Source organism: Vibrio sp. R11-SG3-ISO9, from assembly GCF_059834255.1.
The window spans coordinates 1-21,016 of the sequence record NZ_JCBDGU010000048.1 but is presented as its reverse complement, the minus strand read 5'-3'; the positions used below and the strand labels follow the sequence as shown (position 1 = coordinate 21,016).

Here is a 21,016-nt window from a genome sequence, read left to right as displayed (position 1 = left end):
CGAGGAAGATATAACATGAAGGTACTTAAAAACCCAGCGGTGTGGCTCACAGCCATCGCTCTGACGGGTTGTAGCCAAACCCAACAGTCCACTTCTGAACCAGAAAAATCACCCGCAGCTAGCCTAGATGCGCCCAGTACCATTCAACCGCAAACCTTTATCATGCGCGGTCAGGTGATTGTTGGACATGAGAGCCGCACCTTTACCCCTTGCGGCAGCCAAGAACAATACTGGCTAGATTTGTCGCCAGAACTAGCACTAGAAGCTCAAGGACTCTCCAATACACCCTATCAACCTATGTATGGCGAACTCATTGGCCACCTGACTGTGCCGAGTCAAACAGGATACAACGCCGATTTCACAGCTCGCTTTGTTGTCGACCAAGTCAATATTCTCACGGCAGAGAACCCTAACCGTTGCAGCCAGCCCCTCAAATCAACGCGTGCTTTTGGCAATGAGCCTTTTTGGTCTGCGCAATTCGATAAGAGCCAAGTGACCTACTCAAAAATGGGTGAAACTCCGCAAGCTTTTGAGATTCAATCTAGCCGCATGAGTAACGAACAACGCCACTATCAACTAACCAGTAACCAAGGTGATGGCGAGCTGAACCTAACCAAGAGCCGCTGCAACGACACTATGAGCGATAGCTTGTATGGTTGGAGTGCAGAACTCACCATCAATGACAAAACACAAAAAGGCTGTGCGACGCTCTCGAATCAAGATCCAACTCTAGAATGGGCTGATCGCTATTTTGCCAGCTCAACACAGAATGCCGGTTTCTCGGTTACTCTGGAGCTGAATACTGACCACAGTGCAGTCACCACCTACTCATACAGCAACGGCGATGACCCTATTATTGAGCAAGGATTCTGGCAGCAACTCAACGCTGACCAAGTTCAAGTAGTGATGACGCGCCACCAGCAGCAGTATCTTATCTCAGAGCGTATTTTTACTCGTGAAGGCAGTCAACTGACGGCGAAAAAAGAGCGTGTTGGTAATGTCGTGTACCCAATAGCCGATGGAGGTTTAGTGTTGTTCAAAGCGAAACAACAAGATCTGACTTCAACACCTAAACCCGCCGCCGATCTTACACCACAAAAAATCAATGGCAGCGATCAACTTGATCCTAAGGTCGACCGCGCGATCCGTGACTATTTTAAGATCCACAACACTTCGACTGACGATACCCAATATCGTTGGCTGACCTATGACCTTAATGGTGACGGACAAGAGGAGTTGCTTGCACAACTGAACTGGTGTGGTTCTGGAGGATGCACCCTACTTATTTTTGAAAACCATCAACAACAATGGCGCTTCAACAGCCGAATGACCTTAGTGCAAGGAAAGATTCACTTGGGAGAAGAGCAACACAACGGATGGCAAGATCTCGTGTTTAACGTCAGTGGTGGTGGTGCGACACCAGCACAACATGTTTTGCAGTACTCAGGGGTCAGTTATCCACTCAATCCAAGCGTTGCTCCTACGACCACCAGCAACAAGGTGAGCCAAGTAACGCTATTTGCTGACGAGATCTCCCCAATGCAGAAAGGAGTTAAGCTCTAGTATGGAGAAGCTAACGGCTTGCCAACGATGTGGCTTCACTCATCAATGCATTTGCCCACAGATACCCACGCTTGAAAGCTCTGTGAACATTGCGCTACTTACTCATGAGAATGAACTCAAGCGTGATACCAACACTGGAAAGCTACTGCAGCAGACACTACCCAACTGCCAAAGCTATGTTTGGCAACGCAAGAGCGCGCCAGCAGACTTAATGGCGATGATCCAGGATGATACGGTTCAGGCTTTGCTGCTGTTTCCAAGTAAACAAAGTGTTGATGTCAGTGAGATGATTGAGGTATCCCCAGTCGAGAATCAAAAGCTACTGTTTATTGTGCTTGACGGGACATGGCAAGAAGCTAAGAAGATGATGAACAAAAGCCCGTGGTTGCAGAGCATTCCACAGATACACCTTACCCCTAGCCTAGACTCAGCCTATACCTTAAGGCGCAATCAAGATTCGGGCCACTTATGTACCTGTGAGGTTGGAAGCCTGTTACTAAGTCAGTTAGGTGAAACCGAGCAAGCTCAAACGCTAAACCAGTACTTCCACCACTACCTAAAGGTATTCCAAGCCGACAAAAGCGGTCATGCCCTGAAGTAAAAATAAAAGAGCGAGCCTTGGCTCGCTCTTTACGTTTCACGTGAAACAATCGCTCGAATATCAGAACAAACGCGTGGGTTCGCCGACGAAGTAACCTTGTAGGTAATCGACTCCCATATCTTCTGCGATACGACACACCTCTTGATTGTGAACAAATTCTGCCACGGTTTTAGCATTGAGAATCTGACACAAGCTGACCAACTGCTGCGCGATTTTACGTTGCTTCCTATCCTGATCAATATTGCGAATCAAACTCCCATCAAGCTTAATCACCTGAGGCTCTAGCTTGAGGATCTCATCAATATTGGAATATCCAGAGCCAAAGTCATCAACAATAATGTTCACACCAAGCTCCCTAAAATGATTACAGATTTCAATCAAGCGACCATAGTCTTTGATCTGCTCTGTTTCTAATACCTCTAAACCTATTCGCTGAGGGTGACTGATGCTTTTGATTGCTTGCTCAAGGTGCAGCACAGTTTTCTCATTGGTAAAGTCTTGTGGTGCAAGGTTGATACTGAATGAGTCGGTTCTCGTACTCATAAAGTCAAAGGTGCGCGAAATCATCTGACGGCTTAAGCGGGTATAAAGATGAGTTCCCTCAATAATCGGTAAGAAGCGTCCCGGAGTGATCAGCTCGCCCTCTTCCTCAATTCGAACCAAGCATTCATGGCTCTCGACTTGGTGGGTGTGCGCCGATACGATCGGCTGAGAACAGGCAACCACATTCTGATTCATCACCGCCCGGCTAACACAAGATAACCAACGAAGCTGCTCTTGACGCTGCTTCTCTCGCTGAACCAAGGTCTTTGCGTTAACCAGATGCTTATTTTGACTCACTGCACTGCGGCGAGCATCTATGGACTTCAGCAACAAATCATCAATGGACGTTGTCGGAAAATCACGGCGACTGGCAATTCCAGCACCAATCGATACTGACAAGTAATCAATATCAGGAAGCCCCATAGGCTCAAAGTTCACATGCTCGGTCTCATCAGCGAACTCAGAGAAGCGTTGTTGTATGTACTCATCGCTGGCCAAGCTATCGAATACTACCGCCCACTCACCGATGCCCACGCTATATAGCTGACACTCTTGTTCAAAAAAGCGAGTCAGTGAGCTTTGGAAGTGATCACTCAGGTCATTAAGAAGCTTGTCCCCAACGCGATAGCCGTACTTCTCATTAATCTGGCTAAACGTCGTGATCTTAAGCGTCAGCAAGTGGCTAGCTCCGCCCATTTGAGCCAATCTTTCACGCAATACACTACGGTTAGGCAAACCTGTACGACGATCAACACGATAACTGGCGGTTAGAGCGCTCGCCTGTTGTTGAATCTTATTGACCATGCTGTTGTTCATGTCATCGACATCCATTAAGGCATTACGAATCAGTGAAAACAGGGGTGAAATATTGCTGGCAGGTTGACTACTTAACTGGCGACAGTTGGCGTTGTCCCCTTCGCTGAGTGCCATATAGGTTAAGCTGTGATGCAACAGGCGTTGCTGGTCTTGTTCATAGAAGAGTTCACCCATGCAGTAAACGCCATAAGTGTCGGTCAGCTTCTGGAAGATCTCGACCTCTTGATTTCCTTCAATGAAGTCCAAACGGGAGGTGCAGTTATAGACAAAAAAGCACTCAGGCGAGTGTAACGCTGCCTGCTCAACCCCCAATCTGACTTGTTCTAGGGTTAGTGATGGGTGATCGTAGCAAAAGCGCACTTCTTCACCGACTTGAAACTCGCCACTGAATTCCATTTCCTCATTATCAGCAATCCTGATCGGTAAATAGATATTCTGTTTTTTTGGATCTCCGACCATCAACGGGAAGTTGTGCAGTTGTTCGAAAGGGACTTCGAGGCCATCAGCAAGGTAGCGGTTATAAAGCTCCCGAATTGGCACGCCATCAAGTTGAATCAGATGAGTACCTTGAGCAGCAGTAACACGGAAGGTTTTGCCAATGGGGTTCCACTCAGTGAAATAACCGCGATTCACAGCGAGCTTTTCACTATGCAGCGCAGCCATCACATAGGCTTCTTGATAACAACGCCCGTTACTCATCACCCAACGTCCAGATGGGGTAATGGTTGACGCACCGCCACAGATTGGAATATTCAGGTCAGAGCGCTCAAAGGCATAGAAGAGGTCGTTTTTATCAAGCGTCAGACGATCAACAAAACAGATCGCCGTTTGGGTACCATCGTGGCATTCGAGTTGGCGTAACATATTATCGCTATCGCGAGCCAAGTCATCACTGTATGGAACCACGGCTGAGCTAATCGTTGTCGAAGAGAACCGACTAAAGACCACCAGCAACCCTTGGTGTCTTAGCTCGCCCCTATCAATAAAGTGTTCAGCACTACAGCCGATGGAAGTGCAATTAGGGAAGCGCGCGTGAATAATCTGACACGCAGTCTCTACTCTCTCTTGCTCAAAAGAAGAGAAAACCTGAACTAAGAGCGCATCGCTGTTTGCGAATCTCACAGTCTCTAGCTCAACTGCGAGCAGCTCTACATCATGTATAAAGAGGGAAAATGACTGCATAACCACATTAATCGCTGCATTAATGATTTGTTATTGTGCTGATTATCGATAAGCCTTGCACGTATTACTTACAATCATCCTGTAAGATCTGTGAGCTCAGTAAAGGATGATTCCTTAATAAATCATAGAATATGCAGCGAATTTCTCGAGATCTGTGTGCACATCACACTGTGTGTTAGGGGCATTTGATCGAAACGTTTTTTGTTAGAACAAACGTTTAGGTTCGCCAAAGTAGTAGCCTTGTAGATAGTCGATTCCCATATCTTCCGCGAGTTCACACACCTGCTGGTTGTGAACAAATTCAGCTACCGTCTTAGCATTAAATACCTGACACAACTTAACCAATTGAGCGGCGATACTTCGTTGTTTTGGATCTTTATCAATGTTACGAATCAGACTGCCGTCTAACTTGATGATCTGAGGCTCTAATTTGATGATTTCATCAATGTTAGAGTAACCAGAGCCAAAGTCATCAACGATAATTCGAGCACCTAAAGCTCTGAAGTGGTCACACACCTCAATCATCCGCCCGTAGTCTTTGATCTGCTCAGACTCCAACACTTCTAAACCCAGTCTCGTTGGGTCGTTCATACCTTGAATCGCCGTCTCTAGAATCATCAAGGTTTTATCACTTAAAAGATCTTGTGGTGACAAGTTGATAGAAAACGCACCCTGTTTGTCTGCCATATAACCAATCGTATTCTTAATCATGTGGCGACTTAAGCGCGTGTAGAGATGAGTATCGGCAATGATAGGCAGAAACTTACCCGGAGGTACGATGGTTCCGTCGTCCATAATGCGAACCAAACACTCTTGGCTCACCTCTTGATGACTGCCAGCAGCAACGATAGGCTGTGTGTAAGTGATGATATTCTGACTTAAAATGGCACGACTCACACAAGAGAGCCAACCCAACTGGTCTTTGCGGTCTTCTTCACTAACCTGAATGTCTTTAGCGTTAGTAATATGGGTATTGTTACGCACCCCATAACGCCGTGCTTCAATCGCTTTTAGTAGGATCTCTTCACCACTATCTTCAGTAAAGTCGCAGCGGCTAGCAAAGCCACCACACAGTGACACAGAGAGATAATCGACGTCCGCCAAACCATAGGGTTCAAAATTGATGTGCTCAATGTCATCGGCAAACTGGGCAAAGCGATATTTAATCCGCTCACTTTCGACCTTGGCATCAAAAATGATCGCCCACTCACCAACTCCGATGCTAAACAGTTCGACTCGCTCAAGAGAGTCTTGCTTCACATTGTTCTCGAGTCGTTCAATAAAATGATTAGAGAGATCCCTTAGCAGCTGGTCACCCACTTGGTAACCATACTTTTCATTCACTTGGTGGAAGTTAGTTAGCTTTAAGGTAAGCAGATGCTCGGAACTCTTGATACTATTGAGCTGCTCTTTAAGTACAATACGATTCGGTAAACCGGTACGCGAGTCTACTCGGTAGCTTTCAGTAAGGCGACGCGCTTGTTGATGAAGCTTTTTCTCCATCTGGTTGTTCATATGGTCGAGATCAGCAACAGCATTTCTCACCAAATTAAGCAGAGGCGACACCATCGAATCGGTATGAGCATCCGTTCGGCTATATTCAATCAACTCATGGGATTCACGCATCGCGACATAAGTCAGGCTATGATGCAAGATCTCTTGTTGAGTGTCTGTTCGATACAACTCACCCATGCAGTAGGCACCACATGCATCAACAACCCCCTCAAACGGCTTCAGCTCGGTACGACTATCAATGAACTCTAAGCGTGAAACACAGTTGTAGATCATCACCGATTCCGGCTGGTGCATCGCCAGTACTTCCGCGCCGTGACGTACCTTCTCTGCAGTGAGTGACGGATGGTTATAACAAAACTGAGCCTCTTCACCAACTTGCCAAGCACTATCAAACTCAATACTGCCATCATCATTGATTCGCAGCGGAGTTGAGATACCCTTTTTTCTGCCGGATTCACGATACAGTGGGAAGCTCATTAACTGGCTAAAGGGAATATCTTTACCGTCGGCGAGGTAGTGCTTAAATACCTCAATAGCAGGCTTATCGTTGAGGCTGTATAAACGATGCCCTTCAGCACGAGTGACCCTAAGCTTCATGCCGATCGGGTTCCACTCAGAATAAGCACCCGACCACACCTTTAAGTTAGGGTTATGCAGTGCCACCGCAACACAAGCGTGTTGATAGACCTGACCGTTATACATCACCCAACGGCCATAAGCATTCTCATGACACAAACCACCAGCGACTGGTACCGAATAAGGCAGTGTGTCAAAACCGGTATAGATTGGGTAATCGCAGCCCTCGACTTGGTCACAAATACTGATCACGGTTTGGCTATGTTCAGTCAGGTTCAGTGCGTTAACCAGCGCTAATCCATCTAACCCAGTTTTTCCGCTAAATGGCACAACCGTCGAACTTAGCGTCGTCTCCTCAAACTCACTGATCATCAGTAAACTTCCACTACTCACCTGACGATTATTGTGAATCATATGCTGAACGCTCTGACCAATTAGGGTCGCGTCTTTGAGATAGGTAAGTGTAATGTCGGCTAGGCGACTCGCAGATTGGCTGGAAAGTGTCGAGTGTAACTGGATAAGGTACTGTTTATTGGCATGCCACTCTTTTTGTTGTAGATAAGATTCTAAGGATTCCTCAGAGGTTACGAGAAAAGTATAGGTATGCATGCCAAGCCTTGTTGTAATCGTATTAAGAGAGGACAACGGCTTTAGTGGATATTAATACGATGAAAGCAGCTGCCGATTAAAAAAGCCAAAATAGCTTCTTAAACGGAACTTAATGTAACAAGACCCTATGATAAATGCGACATAAGCTTGGAGTAGCGATTAAATTAGTCGCATAAGATCTCGTAATTGTGAAATTTCGATATCAGGCAACACACGAGCTTTCGATGCTTGCTGAATATTTACATTTTTGTCATTAAACCAGCACGCCTGAAAACCACTGACCTTAGCTCCGTAAACATCACTGATTAGGTGGTCACCCACATGCAAGATGTGTTCGGCTTTAATGCCTAGGTGCTCTTGCGCTTGGGTAAACATGTCTGGGTAGGGCTTAGCTCTCCCATCGGGTCCAGCTTTCAATATCAGTTGAAAGTAATCACCCAAGCCGATTTTATGTGGATCGACATTGCCGTTAGTGATTGCGACTAAAGGCAGTTTTTCACTCAAGGCTTGCATCACGAGGTGTGTCTCTTGTGGGACATCGACTTGATTTCTTAGCCACAATGCATGCTCTATACCTGATTTCGCCGCCGCCGTCGCTTGCGCCTCTGTGTAACCAAGCTGCATCAACCCGTGTTTGATCTGTGTTTCACGCCATAGAGTCACATCATGCTTTAACTCAGGATTGGCCTGCGCGACTTGAACCTTCACTTGGTGCCACTCATCCAGCGACAAAGTTGACGATACAGGATGCTCACTGAACAGCCACTTCGCCATCTCCTTTTCCACTTTCATGATCACAGGCCAGTTATCATAAAGTGTGTCATCTAGGTCAAACGTCATCGCCTTAATCGGGTTCAATCCACGGTAGAGTTGCATCAGTGCCTCTTATTCTTTGCTTCTTTTACGAGCTCTTGGGTGCGCCTGATCGTACGCTTGTGCCAAGTGTTGAAAATCTAAGTGTGTATAGATCTGGGTCGTTGAGATGTTTTCATGCCCTAAGAGTTCTTGAACTGCCCTTAGGTTCTGACTGGACTCCAGTACATGAGTCGCAAACGAGTGACGAAGCTTATGCGGGCTAATATGACTGGCCACCGCCTGCTTCTTACCCCACTCTTCCATACGCTTCTGAACACTGCGATGCGAAATACGCGTACCCAGCTTAGAGACAAACAATGCAGGCTCTCCAGGAGCGGCAAATTCACCACGCACCTTGAGCCATTTCTCAACACACTCTTTAGCCTGGCCAGAAAAAGGCGCTTTGCGCTCTTTATCACCTTTACCGATAACTCGAATCTCACCCTGACGCGCCTGAATGTCCTTCAAGTTGATGCCCACCAATTCTGCAAGACGCAGACCGGCACCGTACATCACTTCCATCATCGCACGATCTCGAATCGCCAAAGGGTCGCTTTCATCGACCTCAAGCAGCTGCCCGACTTCATCGACATCAAGGTTCTTTGGTAACGGGCGCTGCTTACGCGGTGCCGATACACCCTTGGCTGGGTTTGCCGAGATCTCGCCTCGCAGCACCAAGAAATCAAAGAAACTACGCAATGAGGAGAGGCGTGTCGCCAAGCTGCTCGCTTTAATCCCTTCACGCATGCCTTTACTGGCTAACTGGCGCACCCACGCAGCGTCAACTTGCTGCCAGTCTTTAAGACCTAGAGTCACCAATTGGGCTGCCATAGTTTCTAGCTGCTGTTTATAATTGCGTTGCGTGTGCAGGCTCAGACCTTTCTCGCTTCTCAGGTATTCATAGAAACGAGAAAGTGGTTTTTGAAGGCTATTGGGAAGAGGTGTGTTGGGCTCTAGGCTCATTATCAATCTGCCAAGGTAAGGTCTCTGCCATATGAGCAACAACGAGTGCTAAATGACGCAAGAAAAGGGTGTCCATGTAAGGCTGAAAGTGACCACCATCTTCACTAGAGAAGGCCAGCAACCCAATCGGAGACTGTTTTACCAACGGTAGCACTACATACGATCCTAGCTCAGGAGCCGGTTGTTCGCCAAATAGGTCTTGGCGATCGCTCTTTCTCAAACGCCCAAGGTACGCATCTTTCCCATTAAGATGGTTCAACGAGAATTTCGCGTACCCCTCATCACTAAGCTGATAGAAACCGCTCTGAGAAAGAATACGCACATACGCTTTCAGACCAAGTTCAGTCGCCTTCTGCTCTACCGCTTTCATCACCTGCATGAAATCACGACACTTCAGCACTTGATCTTGCAGTGCCATAAACTCATAAAAGGTTTTATCGTTATTGGCTGCCAGTGACATTAAGCTGGTGATCTCTTCTTCAAGCTCTTCAATGCGCTGTCGCTGACGCTTCAACTGCACTTCGACCAAAGAGACAGCACCCTGCTCTACATTATTAATCGCCAAGCGATCGACCAGCTCTTTCCTATCTTGGAAGAAGTCTGGGTTATCACGCAAATATTCAGCAACCACTTCTGCCGTTAGCGCATCGGCTTCTACGTAAGACAAAACCTATCCTTATTTATTATTCATGGTGATCAGCAAGAGAGCTGACCATCAAAGACGTGTGTTGCAGGTCCAGTCATAAACAGTGGTTTACCTGGCCCTTGCCAACTGATCTGGAGATCGCCACCAGGCAGACTCACTTTAACGTCGTTAGACAGCAGGCCTTGAGTGATACCGACAGCAACCGCACCACAAGCACCGCTCCCACACGCTTGTGTCTCACCCGCACCACGCTCGTAAACACGTAGGCGAACTTCATCACGCGTCACTACCTGCATAAAGCCCGCATTTACACGCTCAGGGAAGCGCTCATGAGACTCCAATAGTGGGCCAATGGTATCGACATCCGCGGTATCGACATCATCGACGACGGTCACCACGTGAGGATTGCCCATGCTGACCGCTCCACAGAAAAGTGTGTGCTCATCGGTACGCAGGATATAAGTTTTCTCTGGCTGTTTGGCTTTGAAAGGGATCTTACTTGGTTCGAACTCAGGCACGCCCATGTTAACCGTGATCTGATCGTTCTCTTCAATCTTGAGAACCATCTTACCTTTCTTGGTACTCACATTAATGCTGTACTTGTTGGTCAGCCCTTTCATTCGCACGAAGCGAGCAAAACAACGAGCACCGTTACCACACTGTTCGACTTCACTGCCATCGGCATTAAAAATACGATAGTGGAAGTCCGTCTCTGGGTCGTACGGAGCCTCAACCACCAGCAGTTGATCGAAACCAACACCGGTATGACGATCCGCCAAACGGCGGATCAGGTCTGGAGAGAAGAAGATGTTTTGAGTAATGCAGTCCACGACCATGAAATCATTGCCCAAACCATGCATTTTTGAAAAGTGGAAGTGCATAACGCTTAAACTTACTCCGGAAGAATGTTTTCAAGTTCCCACAAGCTCGTTAGCTCTTCACGCTGACGAACAAGGTGAGTTTTATCGCCATCAACCATCACTTCTGCTGCACGTGAGCGAGTGTTGTAGTTCGATGACATCACGAAGCCATAAGCACCTGCAGAACGCACCGCTAGGAGATCGCCCTCTTCAAGAACAAGCGCACGATCTTTACCTAGGAAATCACCAGTTTCACAGATAGGACCCACTAAATCATAAGTCACTGCTTCACCTTCACGAGGAACAACAGGGACAATGTCTTGCCATGCTTGGTATAGCGCAGGACGCATCAAGTCGTTCATCGCAGCATCGATGATGGCAAAGTTCTTATGTTCAGTCGGTTTTAGGAATTCGACTTTTGTTAATAATACACCAGCGTTAGCCGCAATCGCTCGTCCAGGTTCGAAAATCAGCTCTAGATCAGCATGATTATCCAGTCGAGCCAGCAACGCCTTCGCGTAGTCTGATGGTTGAGGTGGTAATTCGTCACGGTAGACAACACCTAAGCCGCCACCAACATCAAGATGCTTAATATTAATACCATCAGCACGCAGTTGGTCGATCAGAGCCAACAGACGGTCCGTCGCATCGATAAAAGGTTCAATGTCTGTTAGCTGTGAACCAATATGGCAATCAATGCCGTGAATCTCTAGGTTTTCTAGCTTCTGAGCAAACGCGTAAACTGCTGGTGCACGGTCAAAAGCGATACCAAATTTGTTGTCGCGTAGACCAGTAGAGATATAAGGGTGAGTGTTTGCATCAACGTCTGGGTTTATACGCAGAGAAATTGGCGCCTTCACACCAAGCTCGCCGGCAACTTTATTCAGGCGCTCTAGCTCAGGCTCTGACTCAACGTTAAAACATTTAATCTTCAACTCAAGCGCTCGCTTCATCTCTGCAGCCGTTTTACCTACACCAGAGAACACAACCTTAGATGGATCACCACCTGCCGCAATAACACGTTCCAGTTCACCACCAGATACGATATCGAAGCCAGAACCCAATCTTGCCAGTGTATTTAGTACACCTAGGTTAGAGTTTGCTTTTACGGCATAGCAAACCAAGTGAGGGTGCTCACCCACAGAAGAGTCGAATGCATTCCAGTGACGTTCTAGAGTGGCACGAGAATATACGTACAGTGGCGTGCCGTATTGCTCTGCCAGTTGTGAAAGTGCGACGTTCTCAGCCCAAAGCTGGCCATCATCCTGATAGTTGAAGTAATCCAAAATTCTTATCCCTTATCCGTTACGATTGCTACTACATTGTTGATTCACTTATTGCGATTGTTCATTTTGCTGCGCATCATCAGGTAAGTAGAGCGGACCAGTTTGACCACAGCCCGAAAGACCAATAACAGACAACATAAACAGAGCGGTAATTAACTTTTTCATTTTGCATATCGTGATTATTAACTCAATGCCCCCTATAATCGCACCACACTCAAGAAAAGCAATAGGATAGAAAGGATGAACGATACTGAATTTCATCAGCTAGTCGATATACAGATGCAAAACATCGAAGAAGCGATCGATGAATCAGAGGCAGACATCGATTATGAAGTGACTGGCAACGTGATGACGCTAGAGTTTGAAGACCGCAGTCAAATCATCATCAACCGCCAAGAGCCGATGAAAGAGATCTGGCTAGCCTCTAAGTCAGGCGGCTTTCACTTCAAATTAATTGAAGACAAGTGGACATGCTCAAAGACAGGCATGGAGCTATTTGAAATGGTGAAAACTGAGTGTGAGAAGCACGCTGGTGAAGAGATCGACTGGGTTTAATCTACCAATGGATACCCCAAAGCGACCAATGTAAAAAGGAGTGGCTCAGTCACTCCTTTTTTGTTGCTAAACGTTAGCGATCTTTGAATTACGCGAAGAGAGCGTGGCATCATTACGATAAGGTACCACGTAAGATTGCCCATCATCAGGGTGAACAATCTGATAATACTGAGGAAGATTGAAGTTAATCAGCTTCGAAGCCACCTTAGAATCATCTTTCACCGAGGTGTAGAAAGAGTTCACACTCGCAATCATCTCGTCTTTCTGACCACTGTATTGGTGGTAAACCTCAACCTGATTCGACTCATCCAACACGTAGATATTGAAACCCTGATCGGTATCTTCAAAGAAGAACTGAATCAAACCCTCACTGGCAAAGCCATCCACTACTTCTGGTAGTTGGTACTCTTGCTCTTTATCTAGCATGAGCAGCGGAGAGCCTTTCAGCTTATTGGTTGAGATGCTGCGATAGAAGTCGACCGAGTTTTCCAGCATCTGCACAGATACGCCACGACGCTCGAAGAACAGACCAAACATCTTGTTCGCCAAACGGATTGCTTTAAATCGACGACGCTTCTCTTGCTCGATCGGTTTCAAGCGCAGGTCAATACACTCTGCCAGCAGTTGGTAAACCATATTTCGGATCACGCCGCGTAAGTTTTTGCTGTAACAGAACACATCCACCGACTCTGGTGGCAACGCATCTTGGTGCATCTTACCCAGTACCGTTTTTAGTGCGTCAAGCATCGCCGTCTCACCTTGGAAATGAAGCGTTCTCACTTCATGCCAAGAGTTACGATAAACCAAATCGACACTGCCCACTAGGCTCTGGCCTTCTTCACCAAAACTGAAGATATCCGCACTCTTCAAATCAACTTTTAAAGAGCGAGCACTCAATTCTGAGGTTGGGTCGTTCTCAAAGTTAATGAACATCGCCAACTGGCTGATCTCACACGGGCTCGCCAGCGCTTGCATACTCGGACGGCGCTTACGCAGTGAGAAGGTATTACGCAGGTCGCTCACCATCTGATAGAACTTATCGATATCAATGTGAGCGTCACGAACCACAGAGTGTAGGCGTGTTGACTCGGTGATCAATCCATTAAAGAACGACCAAGCAACCAACTTACTCAAGTACTCATGGTGCTCAAGCGATGGTTGGCCAAGAATTCGGTGTGCAATCAATGGCTGCTTATACAGATACCAACCCGCTTTATTAGTTTGGCCCTGTCTTACCTCAATAAAGCTCAGATCGGGTTCATGCAGATCCGGAGAAATCTGAGGGTTTAGAAGTGTTACCTTACCCGGTAGCACCTCAAAAGCTGCATACAGCTTACGAGCAAGAATGCTGATGTCTTGTGGGCTGATTGCCGAGGTGATGTCGTTGCGACGTGCAAACTGAATCAGATTACGGTAGCTGAGCATCAACGCATCTAACAGGGCGTGATGTACAACTTTAACTTGCTCAACCTTCCAGTTACGACGGTTATCCAGCTCAACGATGGTCTCATGATCCCAATTCCAAGATTGAGTCATCTCAGTTAACGCTTCACGGCGCCAAGCGACTGACCCTACTCCTGCCTCACGCGATAACTTCTCATGAGTTTTGAGATAGAAACAGCGGCGAACAAGATCAAGACGCGTGTCATCGTTAATGCGTTCAAGGTAACGAGTTACCTTCTCAAGCATCAAATAGTAGCTGTCCATCCCATATAGGTCTGGTTCATCAGCAAAGAAACGACGCTTAGTATCGATACTCAAAAGTTGAGTGTGTGGGTACTCCCACGAGTAAGCCTCTAACAAGATCGCTTTTAAAACCGATTTGTACGGAGAGTCGATACTCTTGTACAGCTGCCACAGGTTAGAGCCGAAGTACTCTTCCGCTGGAATTCGGTTTAATTTGCCGAAATCAATCCACTGAGAGCAATCGATGTAACCCTTGCTACAAAGATCCTGCACATATTCGTCGTAACACTCTTCCATTTCTGGAGGGATGATCTGCCAAAGTAGGCGTTGACCCGCTAATCGCACAGCGGAACGATAGAACTCATCCAGTAGTAGTAGATGCTGAGAAGAGCCGCAGTTATCACCGGTCATCTCTTCTGAATAGTTCGAGCGGAAGCGCTGCTCATCCATCAGGAAGAAGTTAGCTTCAACGCCAAGCGTCTGAGCCCAATCGGTAATCAATAGACACTTGTTGGTCAAACTATCGCGAGCACCACCATCCATATCCGGTGATACGCAGACCCATATATCAAGGTCACTCGAAGTACTTTGACCAATAGAAGATGTACTGCCCATGGTGTAGAGACCAAGGATCTCAGGGCTATCCGTCTCGGCGAGCTTACCGCCTAACGTCAGCTCAGTATCTTCGACAAATTGCTTTTGGAATTCATTAGGCGTGAAGCTACGAATTCCAAAAGGAACTTGTTGGTCATAAAAACCAGGCATCATTGGGTGGTTGTAGTGAAGCAGTGCGGGGATAAGATGGAATACGCGCTGACTTTGCAAATCCATCAACGCCAACGCACGATCAATGCGCTGTTGATTTAGATTATCCAATCGCTGAATCAAAGTCTGAGTGTATGCCTGCAAGGTAAGTCCTTGGTTGAGATTAAATGCACTTCTGTTTAGTTACTGAACGAAAGCAACAACAAAACGTGATCAATTTAACACTTTTACCTTTAATGGTAAAGCAAAGCTGGCGATGCTGCCACCTTTGTTCGTCTAGGAAAAACGCTAAATCCACGGCATGGTAGTGTCCTCTTTATTGACTATTTCTAATAATAGCCCATGTTTCAAATGAGATACCAATCACACTATTTTGGTGAAGTAATGAAATTCCTTTATCTATCAAAGCTCGCAATGATCTAACAGTAAGAATTTTCAGCCCAGAGTGTTAGGATTAGGCTATTACAGACTCATATCGGAATCACCATGACACAATCAACTCCAATCCGTATCGCCACTCGAAAAAGCCCACTTGCTCTTTGGCAAGCCTACTTTGTAAGGGATGCCCTTCAAGCTGCGCACCCTGGTTTAGAAGTTGAGTTAGTGACCATGGTTACTAAAGGCGACATCATTCTCGATACGCCGTTGGCAAAAGTTGGCGGTAAAGGCCTGTTCGTGAAAGAGCTTGAAGTCGCGATGCTAGAAGGCCGTGCTGACCTAGCGGTTCACTCAATGAAAGATGTGCCTGTCGACTTCCCTGAAGGTTTGGGTCTGGTGACGATCTGTGAGCGTGAAGACCCACGCGACGCTTTCGTATCTAACACCTACAACAACATTGATGAGCTGCCTCAAGGTGCCGTTGTTGGTACATGTAGTCTGCGCCGTCAGTGCCAACTTATGGAATATCGCCCAGACCTTGTAATCAAAGAACTACGCGGCAACGTTGGTACCCGCTTAGGCAAACTCGATGATGGCCAATACGACGCAATCATCCTTGCTGCCGCAGGCCTAAAACGTCTAGAGCTAGAAGAACGTATCCGCAGCTTCATTGAGCCAGAGCAGTCTCTTCCGGCTGTTGGTCAAGGCGCTGTTGGTATTGAGTGTCGTTTGGATGATGAACGATTAATCAAACTGCTAGAGCCGTTAAATCACCAAGATACGGCTGATCGCGTACTGTGTGAGCGTGCAATGAACCTAACTCTAGAAGGCGGTTGTCAGGTGCCAATCGGTAGTTACTCACTACTCGACGGTGATGACATCTGGTTACGTGCACTTGTTGGCGAACCCGACGGCTCAAAAATGGTACGCGGTGAGATCAAAGGCCCACGTAAAGACGCAGAAGCATTAGGTGTTAAGCTTGCGAATCAACTTCTTGATGATGGCGCCCGTGAAATCCTAACTAAGCTTTACGCTGACCAAGACTAATCATGACGGTGTTGGTAACTCGCCCTGGTCTTGAAGGGCAAGCGCTTTGCCAACAGCTCGTGGATGATGGAATCACTGCGATCCATCATCCACTGATTCGCATCGTTGACAACTCTCCCTCCGAACCGCTTTCTGACCTGTTACAAAGCAGCGATATTATCATTGCTGTCAGTCAACACGCCGTGACCTCAGCTCAACGAATTCTTGCACAAAGTAACCAAAGTTGGCCCAGTTCCGCTCTATACCTTGGCGTTGGTCAAAAAACCGCGCACATTTTAAGCAAAGCTTGTAAACAAAAAGTAAACTACCCACAAGTGAGTGATAGTGAACACCTTCTTAGGCTGCCAGAGCTAAGAAATGTGCAAGATAAGGCGATCTTAATACTGCGTGGAAACGGTGGGCGCGAGCTAATACGCGAATCTCTTGTCAATCAGGGAGCACGAGTCTCCTATTGTGAGACCTACCGTAGAGAATATATTCCGATAAACCACCACAATACTTACCCTCTATGGGTTGAACAAAAGATTTCAAAAATTGTCATCACCAGTCAGGAGCAATTGGAGTACTTTACCTCTAATACACCTGATGAGTATTCGAATTGGCTTTTCACAAGACATCTATTTGTCCCAAGCCAACGCATTGCAGAACGAGCCCAACAGCTTGGGTATTCAACAGTTACGAATACGACAAGTGCGACAAACCCAATATTACTGGCTGCTCTCCAGCCTTAGCTAGAAACAGGAAATAAGCATGACAAGCAAAAAAAATAACGAGCATATTGAACCTGAAAAAAGTCCAGAAACTCAGCCGGTAGTTCAAGATGATGTTGTCTCTGAAAGTTCTGAAGAGACAAAAGCAGAGGCTCCAAAACCAGAAGAGCCACAAACCAAGCCTCAAACAACGTCGGAAGAAAATGAGCTAATCGCTAAAGCTGAAAAGCAAGGCAAACGCGGCGTTAAGTTTGGTGCGATTGCCATCGCGATCTCTATTATCTTCAGCGGCGGTATCGCTTTCCAAATGCAGCAAAAAAATGCTGAATACTCGGCGCAAATTGCAGCCCTTCAATCTCAGTTGGAAAATACCAAATCGGCAGTTAACAAAGACCTTCAAGCTGTGAAGCAAGAGACCATTCAAGAGGCGTCTCAAGCTGTTCAAAAAACACAGGTTGTTCAAGCTCAACAAGAGAAAAGCATTCAAAGCCTACAGCTTGCTGTCGCTGACGTGAAAGGTCGCAGACCAAATGATTGGTTACTTGCAGAGGCAGACTACCTAGTAAAACTAGCAGGGCGTAAGTTATTTTTGGAACACGACGCTGTCAGTGCAACTAAGCTAATGGAAAGTGCTGACCAACGCATTGCTGCACTGAACGATCCAAGCCTAGTGTCACTGCGCCAATCCATGGCGAACGATATTACTAAGCTTCGCACTATCCCACTGATCGATCGTGACGGCTTAGTGCTACGCCTAACCAGCCTGCAACAACAAGTCGATACTCTACCATTGGCAAATGCAATCTTGCCTGAAGCACAAGAACAGAAAAAAGAAGTGGTTTCTGGAGACATCAACGACTGGCAAACCAACCTGATGACTTCACTAAAAGATTTCTCAGGCAACTTCATCACTTTCCGTAGCCGTGATGGCGATGTAGTACCTCTCCTTTCTCCAGAGCAGCACTTTTATTTAAGAGAAAATATTAAGGGTAAGCTTGAGACAGCAATCCGCGCGGTTTATAAAGAGCAAGGCGATATTTATACCGCTGCACTGGAAACAGCAAACGAGTGGTCAACAGCATACCTGAACCAAGACAACAACTCAGTAATCGAGTTTGAGAAAGCCATCAAGCAATTGAGCGAACAAAACATCACGGTAAAATATCCAGTGAAGCTTGAGTCTCAAAGCTCTCTTTCAGATGTCATTCGTGACCGTCTACGTCGTGAAGTCACTACAATGACGAGCAAGGAGGAGAAATAATGATTCGTTGGATTTTTCTTTTCTTAGTCCTTGGCGCCGGTCTATTTGTCGGTACACAGTTCTCGGGACAACAAGGCTACGTTCTAATCTCTATTGCCAATAAAACAATTGAGATGAGTGTGACTACCTTGGTTATCTTTGTGATCGCGCTATTGGCCGCACTCTTTGGCCTTGAGTACCTGTTTAAGAAGGTGGTATACGCAAGTTCTACTACGTGGAACTGGTTCAGTGTGCGTAAGCAAAAACGTTCACGTCGTTACACCAATGAAGGTATCGTTAAACTGCTTGAAGGTGATTGGAAAGGCGCAGAGAAAAAAGTGACGCGCTGGGCTAATCATCACGACATGCCATTGCTTTGCTACCTAGTAGCGTCACAAGCTGCACATGAGCAAGGCAATAAAGATGAGCGTGATAAGTACATCGAACTTGCTAGCCAACAAGATAACTCTCAGCTTGCTGTTGAACTAACTAAAGCTAAGCAACAGATCAGTGAGAGAAACTTTGAAGCCGCTTTTGATACTCTGTCGACTCTAAAAGGCACTTACCCAAGCAACACTGCTGTTCTAGGTCTATTAAAGACAACTTACGTTGAACTGAAGTTATGGCAGCCTCTGATTGAACTGACGCCAAAATTGGTTAAAAGCAAGCTAATCACAGCAGAAGAACAAATCGCATTAGAACAGAAAGCACAATGTGGTCTACTGCACGATGTCGCTAAGCAACAGGGTAGCGAGGGACTTATCAGTCACTGGAATAAGCTATCTCGCAAGCAAAAACAAAGTACACACCTTGTCTCTTGTTTTGTTAAACAGTTAATTGCTCGCAAGGCAGACTCAGAAGCATTTACAGTCATCAAAGAGAACATTGCTAAGAGCGAATCAAACGAGCTGTATACATTGCTTCCAGAACTTAACCTAACCGACCATCACCCTGTGGTTGTTATGCTAGAAAAAGCAGTAAAGAAAGATGATAGCAACGCAGAAGCCCACAGTGCTCTGGCGCAGTTCTACCTAAGAGAGCAAAAGTGGACAGAAGCGCAAGCGCACTTTGAAAAGGCGCTAGAGCTTCGTTCTAACGTTTCAGATTATGGTTACCTGTCTGATGCTCTTGAGAAACAGAACCTAACCAAAGCTGCCCATGAAGTTTCACGTAAGGCTTTAGGCTTAGTGAAGTCGGCATAACAAACGTAATGACAACACCACAAAGCCGATGCCAGAGATGCATCGGCTTTTTGTACATTTCATTCAGATAATATTCATACCACCTATCGTACTCTTACTTCATTCCCAAATTACACCATGAGTGAGAGTCATCATGTCAAAGTTCGCCACCCTATTACTTACTAGCTTTATTGGCTTCAATACATACGCAGCTAACTTAGATATAGAAGCTGGTGAGAACTCCTATAAGACTCTCTGCGTGTCCTGCCATGGAGATCTTGGTCATGGTGATGGTATTGCGGGAAAAGCGCTCCCAGAGCAGCCCTCGAACATTTATGATGGTTTAAATTCTTGGTTTGAAAGCGAAGCAGAACTCATCGACACCGTGTTAAATGGTAATGAAGGTATGCCCGCTTGGAACTCCGTCTTAAATGAGAAGGATATAAAAGATATCTTTGCCTATATCGAAAAGATAAATAGCAAATAACCCTTGGTGTAATACCTAACCATTGCTGGGTGTTTTACTTCTTACGCGACTAATCTGTCTTTGAAATTTACTTTGTATATCTGCAGGGTTTAGATTCCCTACTCCTTCCTTCGTCAGTCTAGGGAATGACGAAAACTTTACTATTAGTTAAAGCGCTAAGTAGAAAGAGAGTCTAGCTGAGAGCTAGGTGGAATATGAGGCTTAGAAATGGCGAGCTACCATATGTATAGATTGTATAGACGCCAACAATCACAGCTATATCTAAATCTAAAGATGCTCCTTAATACATAACATGGTTCTTAAGTGGCTGGGATTTGTTACTCGAATCCCCAAATACTTCTCCCTAGAAACGACAAAAACCTAGTCGCAAGACTAGGCTTTCTAACAAATGTTGGAATAGCCTTGGTTGCGGACAACGGGCAAACCTTTTGCGGGAATCTTTCGTCTGAAAGCCGAATACAATCATTCAAACGTAAAAAAAGCCCAAGCAGTTATGCTTGGGCTTAGTATAAGTGGCGGAGTGGACGGGACTCGAACCCGCGACCCCCGGCGTGACAGGCCGGTATTCTAACCAACTGAACTACCACTCCGCAGTGGTAAACACGTCTTTAGACGTGGTTCCAAAATTAAAGCCTGGCGATGTCCTACTCTCACATGGGGAAGCCCCACACTACCATCGGCGCTATTGCGTTTCACTTCTGAGTTCGGCATGGAATCAGGTGGGTCCACAACGCTATGGTCGCCAAGCAAATTCTTAAAATCTGGAAAGCTGTTTCTATTCTCTTCAAACTCATTCAAGTGTTTGTATCTTTGAGTCCATCAAAACCCCTTGGGTGTTGTATGGTTAAGCCTCACGGGCAATTAGTACAGGTTAGCTCAACGCCTCACAGCGCTTACACACCCTGCCTATCAACGTTCTAGTCTTGAACAACCCTTTAGGACGCTTAAAGCG

17 protein-coding genes, 1 tRNA gene and 2 rRNA genes are annotated in these 21,016 nt (G+C 46.3%); 8 read left to right on the top strand and 12 right to left on the bottom strand.

From position 1 onward, the window contains the following. Positions 1-15: 15 nt before the first annotated feature. The gene (locus AC6R05_RS17445; RefSeq protein WP_500648140.1) at positions 16-1,563 is read left to right on the top strand and encodes a COG3650 family protein; all 1,548 of its coding nucleotides are present in this window, start codon (positions 16-18) and stop codon (positions 1,561-1,563) included. 1 nt (position 1,564) lies between these two features. Continuing rightward, the gene (locus AC6R05_RS17440) at positions 1,565-2,164 is read left to right on the top strand and encodes a tRNA-uridine aminocarboxypropyltransferase (protein WP_500648139.1); all 600 of its coding nucleotides are present in this window, start codon (positions 1,565-1,567) and stop codon (positions 2,162-2,164) included. A 60-nt stretch (positions 2,165-2,224) separates the two neighbouring features. Here AC6R05_RS17440 and AC6R05_RS17435 read toward each other — a convergent pair whose 3' ends face one another. The 8 genes from AC6R05_RS17435 to lptM form a co-directional block, all read right to left on the bottom strand. Beyond that, a complete protein-coding gene (locus tag AC6R05_RS17435; RefSeq protein WP_500648138.1) occupies positions 2,225-4,705 on the bottom strand; it encodes a bifunctional diguanylate cyclase/phosphodiesterase in 2,481 nt (826 codons plus the stop codon). Between the two features lie 204 nt (positions 4,706-4,909). Next, complete coding sequence (locus AC6R05_RS17430) at positions 4,910-7,405, bottom strand: bifunctional diguanylate cyclase/phosphodiesterase (RefSeq protein WP_500648137.1); 2,496 nt, start codon at positions 7,403-7,405, stop codon at positions 4,910-4,912. A 159-nt stretch (positions 7,406-7,564) separates the two neighbouring features. After that, complete coding sequence (gene yigB, locus AC6R05_RS17425; protein ID WP_500648136.1) at positions 7,565-8,281, bottom strand: 5-amino-6-(5-phospho-D-ribitylamino)uracil phosphatase YigB; 717 nt, start codon at positions 8,279-8,281, stop codon at positions 7,565-7,567. 9 nt (positions 8,282-8,290) lie between these two features. Continuing rightward, positions 8,291-9,223, bottom strand: coding sequence for a tyrosine recombinase XerC (xerC, locus tag AC6R05_RS17420; RefSeq protein WP_150897451.1), 933 nt, complete (start codon positions 9,221-9,223; stop codon positions 8,291-8,293). Continuing rightward, the gene (locus AC6R05_RS17415; RefSeq protein ID WP_500648135.1) at positions 9,189-9,890 is read right to left on the bottom strand and encodes a DUF484 family protein; all 702 of its coding nucleotides are present in this window, start codon (positions 9,888-9,890) and stop codon (positions 9,189-9,191) included. Before AC6R05_RS17415 ends, xerC begins: the two co-directional genes overlap by 35 nt. A 29-nt stretch (positions 9,891-9,919) precedes the next feature. Next, the gene (gene dapF / locus AC6R05_RS17410) at positions 9,920-10,750 is read right to left on the bottom strand and encodes a diaminopimelate epimerase (protein WP_032553348.1); all 831 of its coding nucleotides are present in this window, start codon (positions 10,748-10,750) and stop codon (positions 9,920-9,922) included. An 11-nt stretch (positions 10,751-10,761) separates the two neighbouring features. Next, entirely contained in the window at positions 10,762-12,015 is a 1,254-nt protein-coding gene (gene lysA / locus AC6R05_RS17405; protein ID WP_032553347.1) for a diaminopimelate decarboxylase, read from the bottom strand. 48 nt (positions 12,016-12,063) lie between these two features. Beyond that, entirely contained in the window at positions 12,064-12,180 is a 117-nt protein-coding gene (lptM, locus tag AC6R05_RS17400) for an LPS translocon maturation chaperone LptM (RefSeq protein ID WP_032553346.1), read from the bottom strand. Positions 12,181-12,255: 75 nt separating this feature from the next. Here lptM and cyaY point away from each other — a divergent pair, with 75 nt between their 5' ends. Continuing rightward, on the top strand, positions 12,256-12,570 hold the full coding sequence (cyaY, locus tag AC6R05_RS17395) for an iron donor protein CyaY (protein ID WP_032553345.1): 315 nt from the start codon (positions 12,256-12,258) through the stop codon (positions 12,568-12,570). A gap of 66 nt (positions 12,571-12,636) precedes the next feature. Here the strand turns inward: cyaY and AC6R05_RS17390 are convergent, their stop codons facing one another. After that, complete coding sequence (locus tag AC6R05_RS17390) at positions 12,637-15,165, bottom strand: class I adenylate cyclase (protein WP_150897455.1); 2,529 nt, start codon at positions 15,163-15,165, stop codon at positions 12,637-12,639. Between the two features lie 342 nt (positions 15,166-15,507). Here AC6R05_RS17390 and hemC point away from each other — a divergent pair, with 342 nt between their 5' ends. From hemC to AC6R05_RS17365, 5 genes are all read left to right on the top strand, one after another. Next, the gene (hemC, locus tag AC6R05_RS17385) at positions 15,508-16,446 is read left to right on the top strand and encodes a hydroxymethylbilane synthase (RefSeq protein ID WP_032553343.1); all 939 of its coding nucleotides are present in this window, start codon (positions 15,508-15,510) and stop codon (positions 16,444-16,446) included. 2 nt (positions 16,447-16,448) lie between these two features. Further along, positions 16,449-17,177, top strand: coding sequence for a uroporphyrinogen-III synthase (locus tag AC6R05_RS17380; protein ID WP_500648134.1), 729 nt, complete (start codon positions 16,449-16,451; stop codon positions 17,175-17,177). Between the two features lie 19 nt (positions 17,178-17,196). Next, complete coding sequence (locus AC6R05_RS17375) at positions 17,197-18,417, top strand: uroporphyrinogen-III C-methyltransferase (RefSeq protein ID WP_500648133.1); 1,221 nt, start codon at positions 17,197-17,199, stop codon at positions 18,415-18,417. Then, positions 18,417-19,598, top strand: coding sequence for a heme biosynthesis protein HemY (locus AC6R05_RS17370; protein ID WP_408692514.1), 1,182 nt, complete (start codon positions 18,417-18,419; stop codon positions 19,596-19,598). The genes AC6R05_RS17375 and AC6R05_RS17370 overlap by 1 nt, the downstream gene beginning before the upstream one ends. 133 nt (positions 19,599-19,731) lie before the next feature. Further along, a complete protein-coding gene (locus tag AC6R05_RS17365) occupies positions 19,732-20,064 on the top strand; it encodes a c-type cytochrome (protein ID WP_500648132.1) in 333 nt (110 codons plus the stop codon). Positions 20,065-20,577: 513 nt separating this feature from the next. Here AC6R05_RS17365 and AC6R05_RS17360 read toward each other — a convergent pair. From AC6R05_RS17360 to AC6R05_RS17350, 3 genes are all read right to left on the bottom strand, one after another. Then, a tRNA-Asp gene (locus tag AC6R05_RS17360) sits at positions 20,578-20,654 on the bottom strand. Positions 20,655-20,695: 41 nt separating this feature from the next. Next, positions 20,696-20,811, bottom strand: a 5S ribosomal RNA gene (rrf, locus tag AC6R05_RS17355). 93 nt (positions 20,812-20,904) lie between these two features. Next, a 23S ribosomal RNA gene (locus tag AC6R05_RS17350) occupies positions 20,905-21,016 on the bottom strand; the annotation flags it as partial.

Excerpts from the sequence above, each read along its gene's own strand:
- dapF (WP_032553348.1), bottom strand. The coding sequence starts at position 10,750 with ATGCACTTCCACTTTTCAAAAATGCATGGTTTGGGCAATGATTTCATG.
- AC6R05_RS17430 (WP_500648137.1), bottom strand. The coding sequence starts at position 7,405 with ATGCATACCTATACTTTTCTCGTAACCTCTGAGGAATCCTTAGAATCT.
- AC6R05_RS17375 (WP_500648133.1), top strand. The coding sequence starts at position 17,197 with ATGACAAGCAAAAAAAATAACGAGCATATTGAACCTGAAAAAAGTCCA.
- yigB (WP_500648136.1), bottom strand. The coding sequence starts at position 8,281 with ATGCAACTCTACCGTGGATTGAACCCGATTAAGGCGATGACGTTTGAC.
- hemC (WP_032553343.1), top strand. The coding sequence starts at position 15,508 with ATGACACAATCAACTCCAATCCGTATCGCCACTCGAAAAAGCCCACTT.
- AC6R05_RS17370 (WP_408692514.1), top strand. The coding sequence starts at position 18,417 with ATGATTCGTTGGATTTTTCTTTTCTTAGTCCTTGGCGCCGGTCTATTT.
- AC6R05_RS17440 (WP_500648139.1), top strand. The coding sequence starts at position 1,565 with ATGGAGAAGCTAACGGCTTGCCAACGATGTGGCTTCACTCATCAATGC.
- cyaY (WP_032553345.1), top strand. The coding sequence starts at position 12,256 with ATGAACGATACTGAATTTCATCAGCTAGTCGATATACAGATGCAAAAC.
- AC6R05_RS17380 (WP_500648134.1), top strand. The coding sequence starts at position 16,449 with ATGACGGTGTTGGTAACTCGCCCTGGTCTTGAAGGGCAAGCGCTTTGC.
- xerC (WP_150897451.1), bottom strand. The coding sequence starts at position 9,223 with ATGAGCCTAGAGCCCAACACACCTCTTCCCAATAGCCTTCAAAAACCA.
- AC6R05_RS17445 (WP_500648140.1), top strand. The coding sequence starts at position 16 with ATGAAGGTACTTAAAAACCCAGCGGTGTGGCTCACAGCCATCGCTCTG.
- lptM (WP_032553346.1), bottom strand. The coding sequence starts at position 12,180 with ATGAAAAAGTTAATTACCGCTCTGTTTATGTTGTCTGTTATTGGTCTT.
- AC6R05_RS17365 (WP_500648132.1), top strand. The coding sequence starts at position 19,732 with ATGTCAAAGTTCGCCACCCTATTACTTACTAGCTTTATTGGCTTCAAT.
- AC6R05_RS17435 (WP_500648138.1), bottom strand. The coding sequence starts at position 4,705 with ATGCAGTCATTTTCCCTCTTTATACATGATGTAGAGCTGCTCGCAGTT.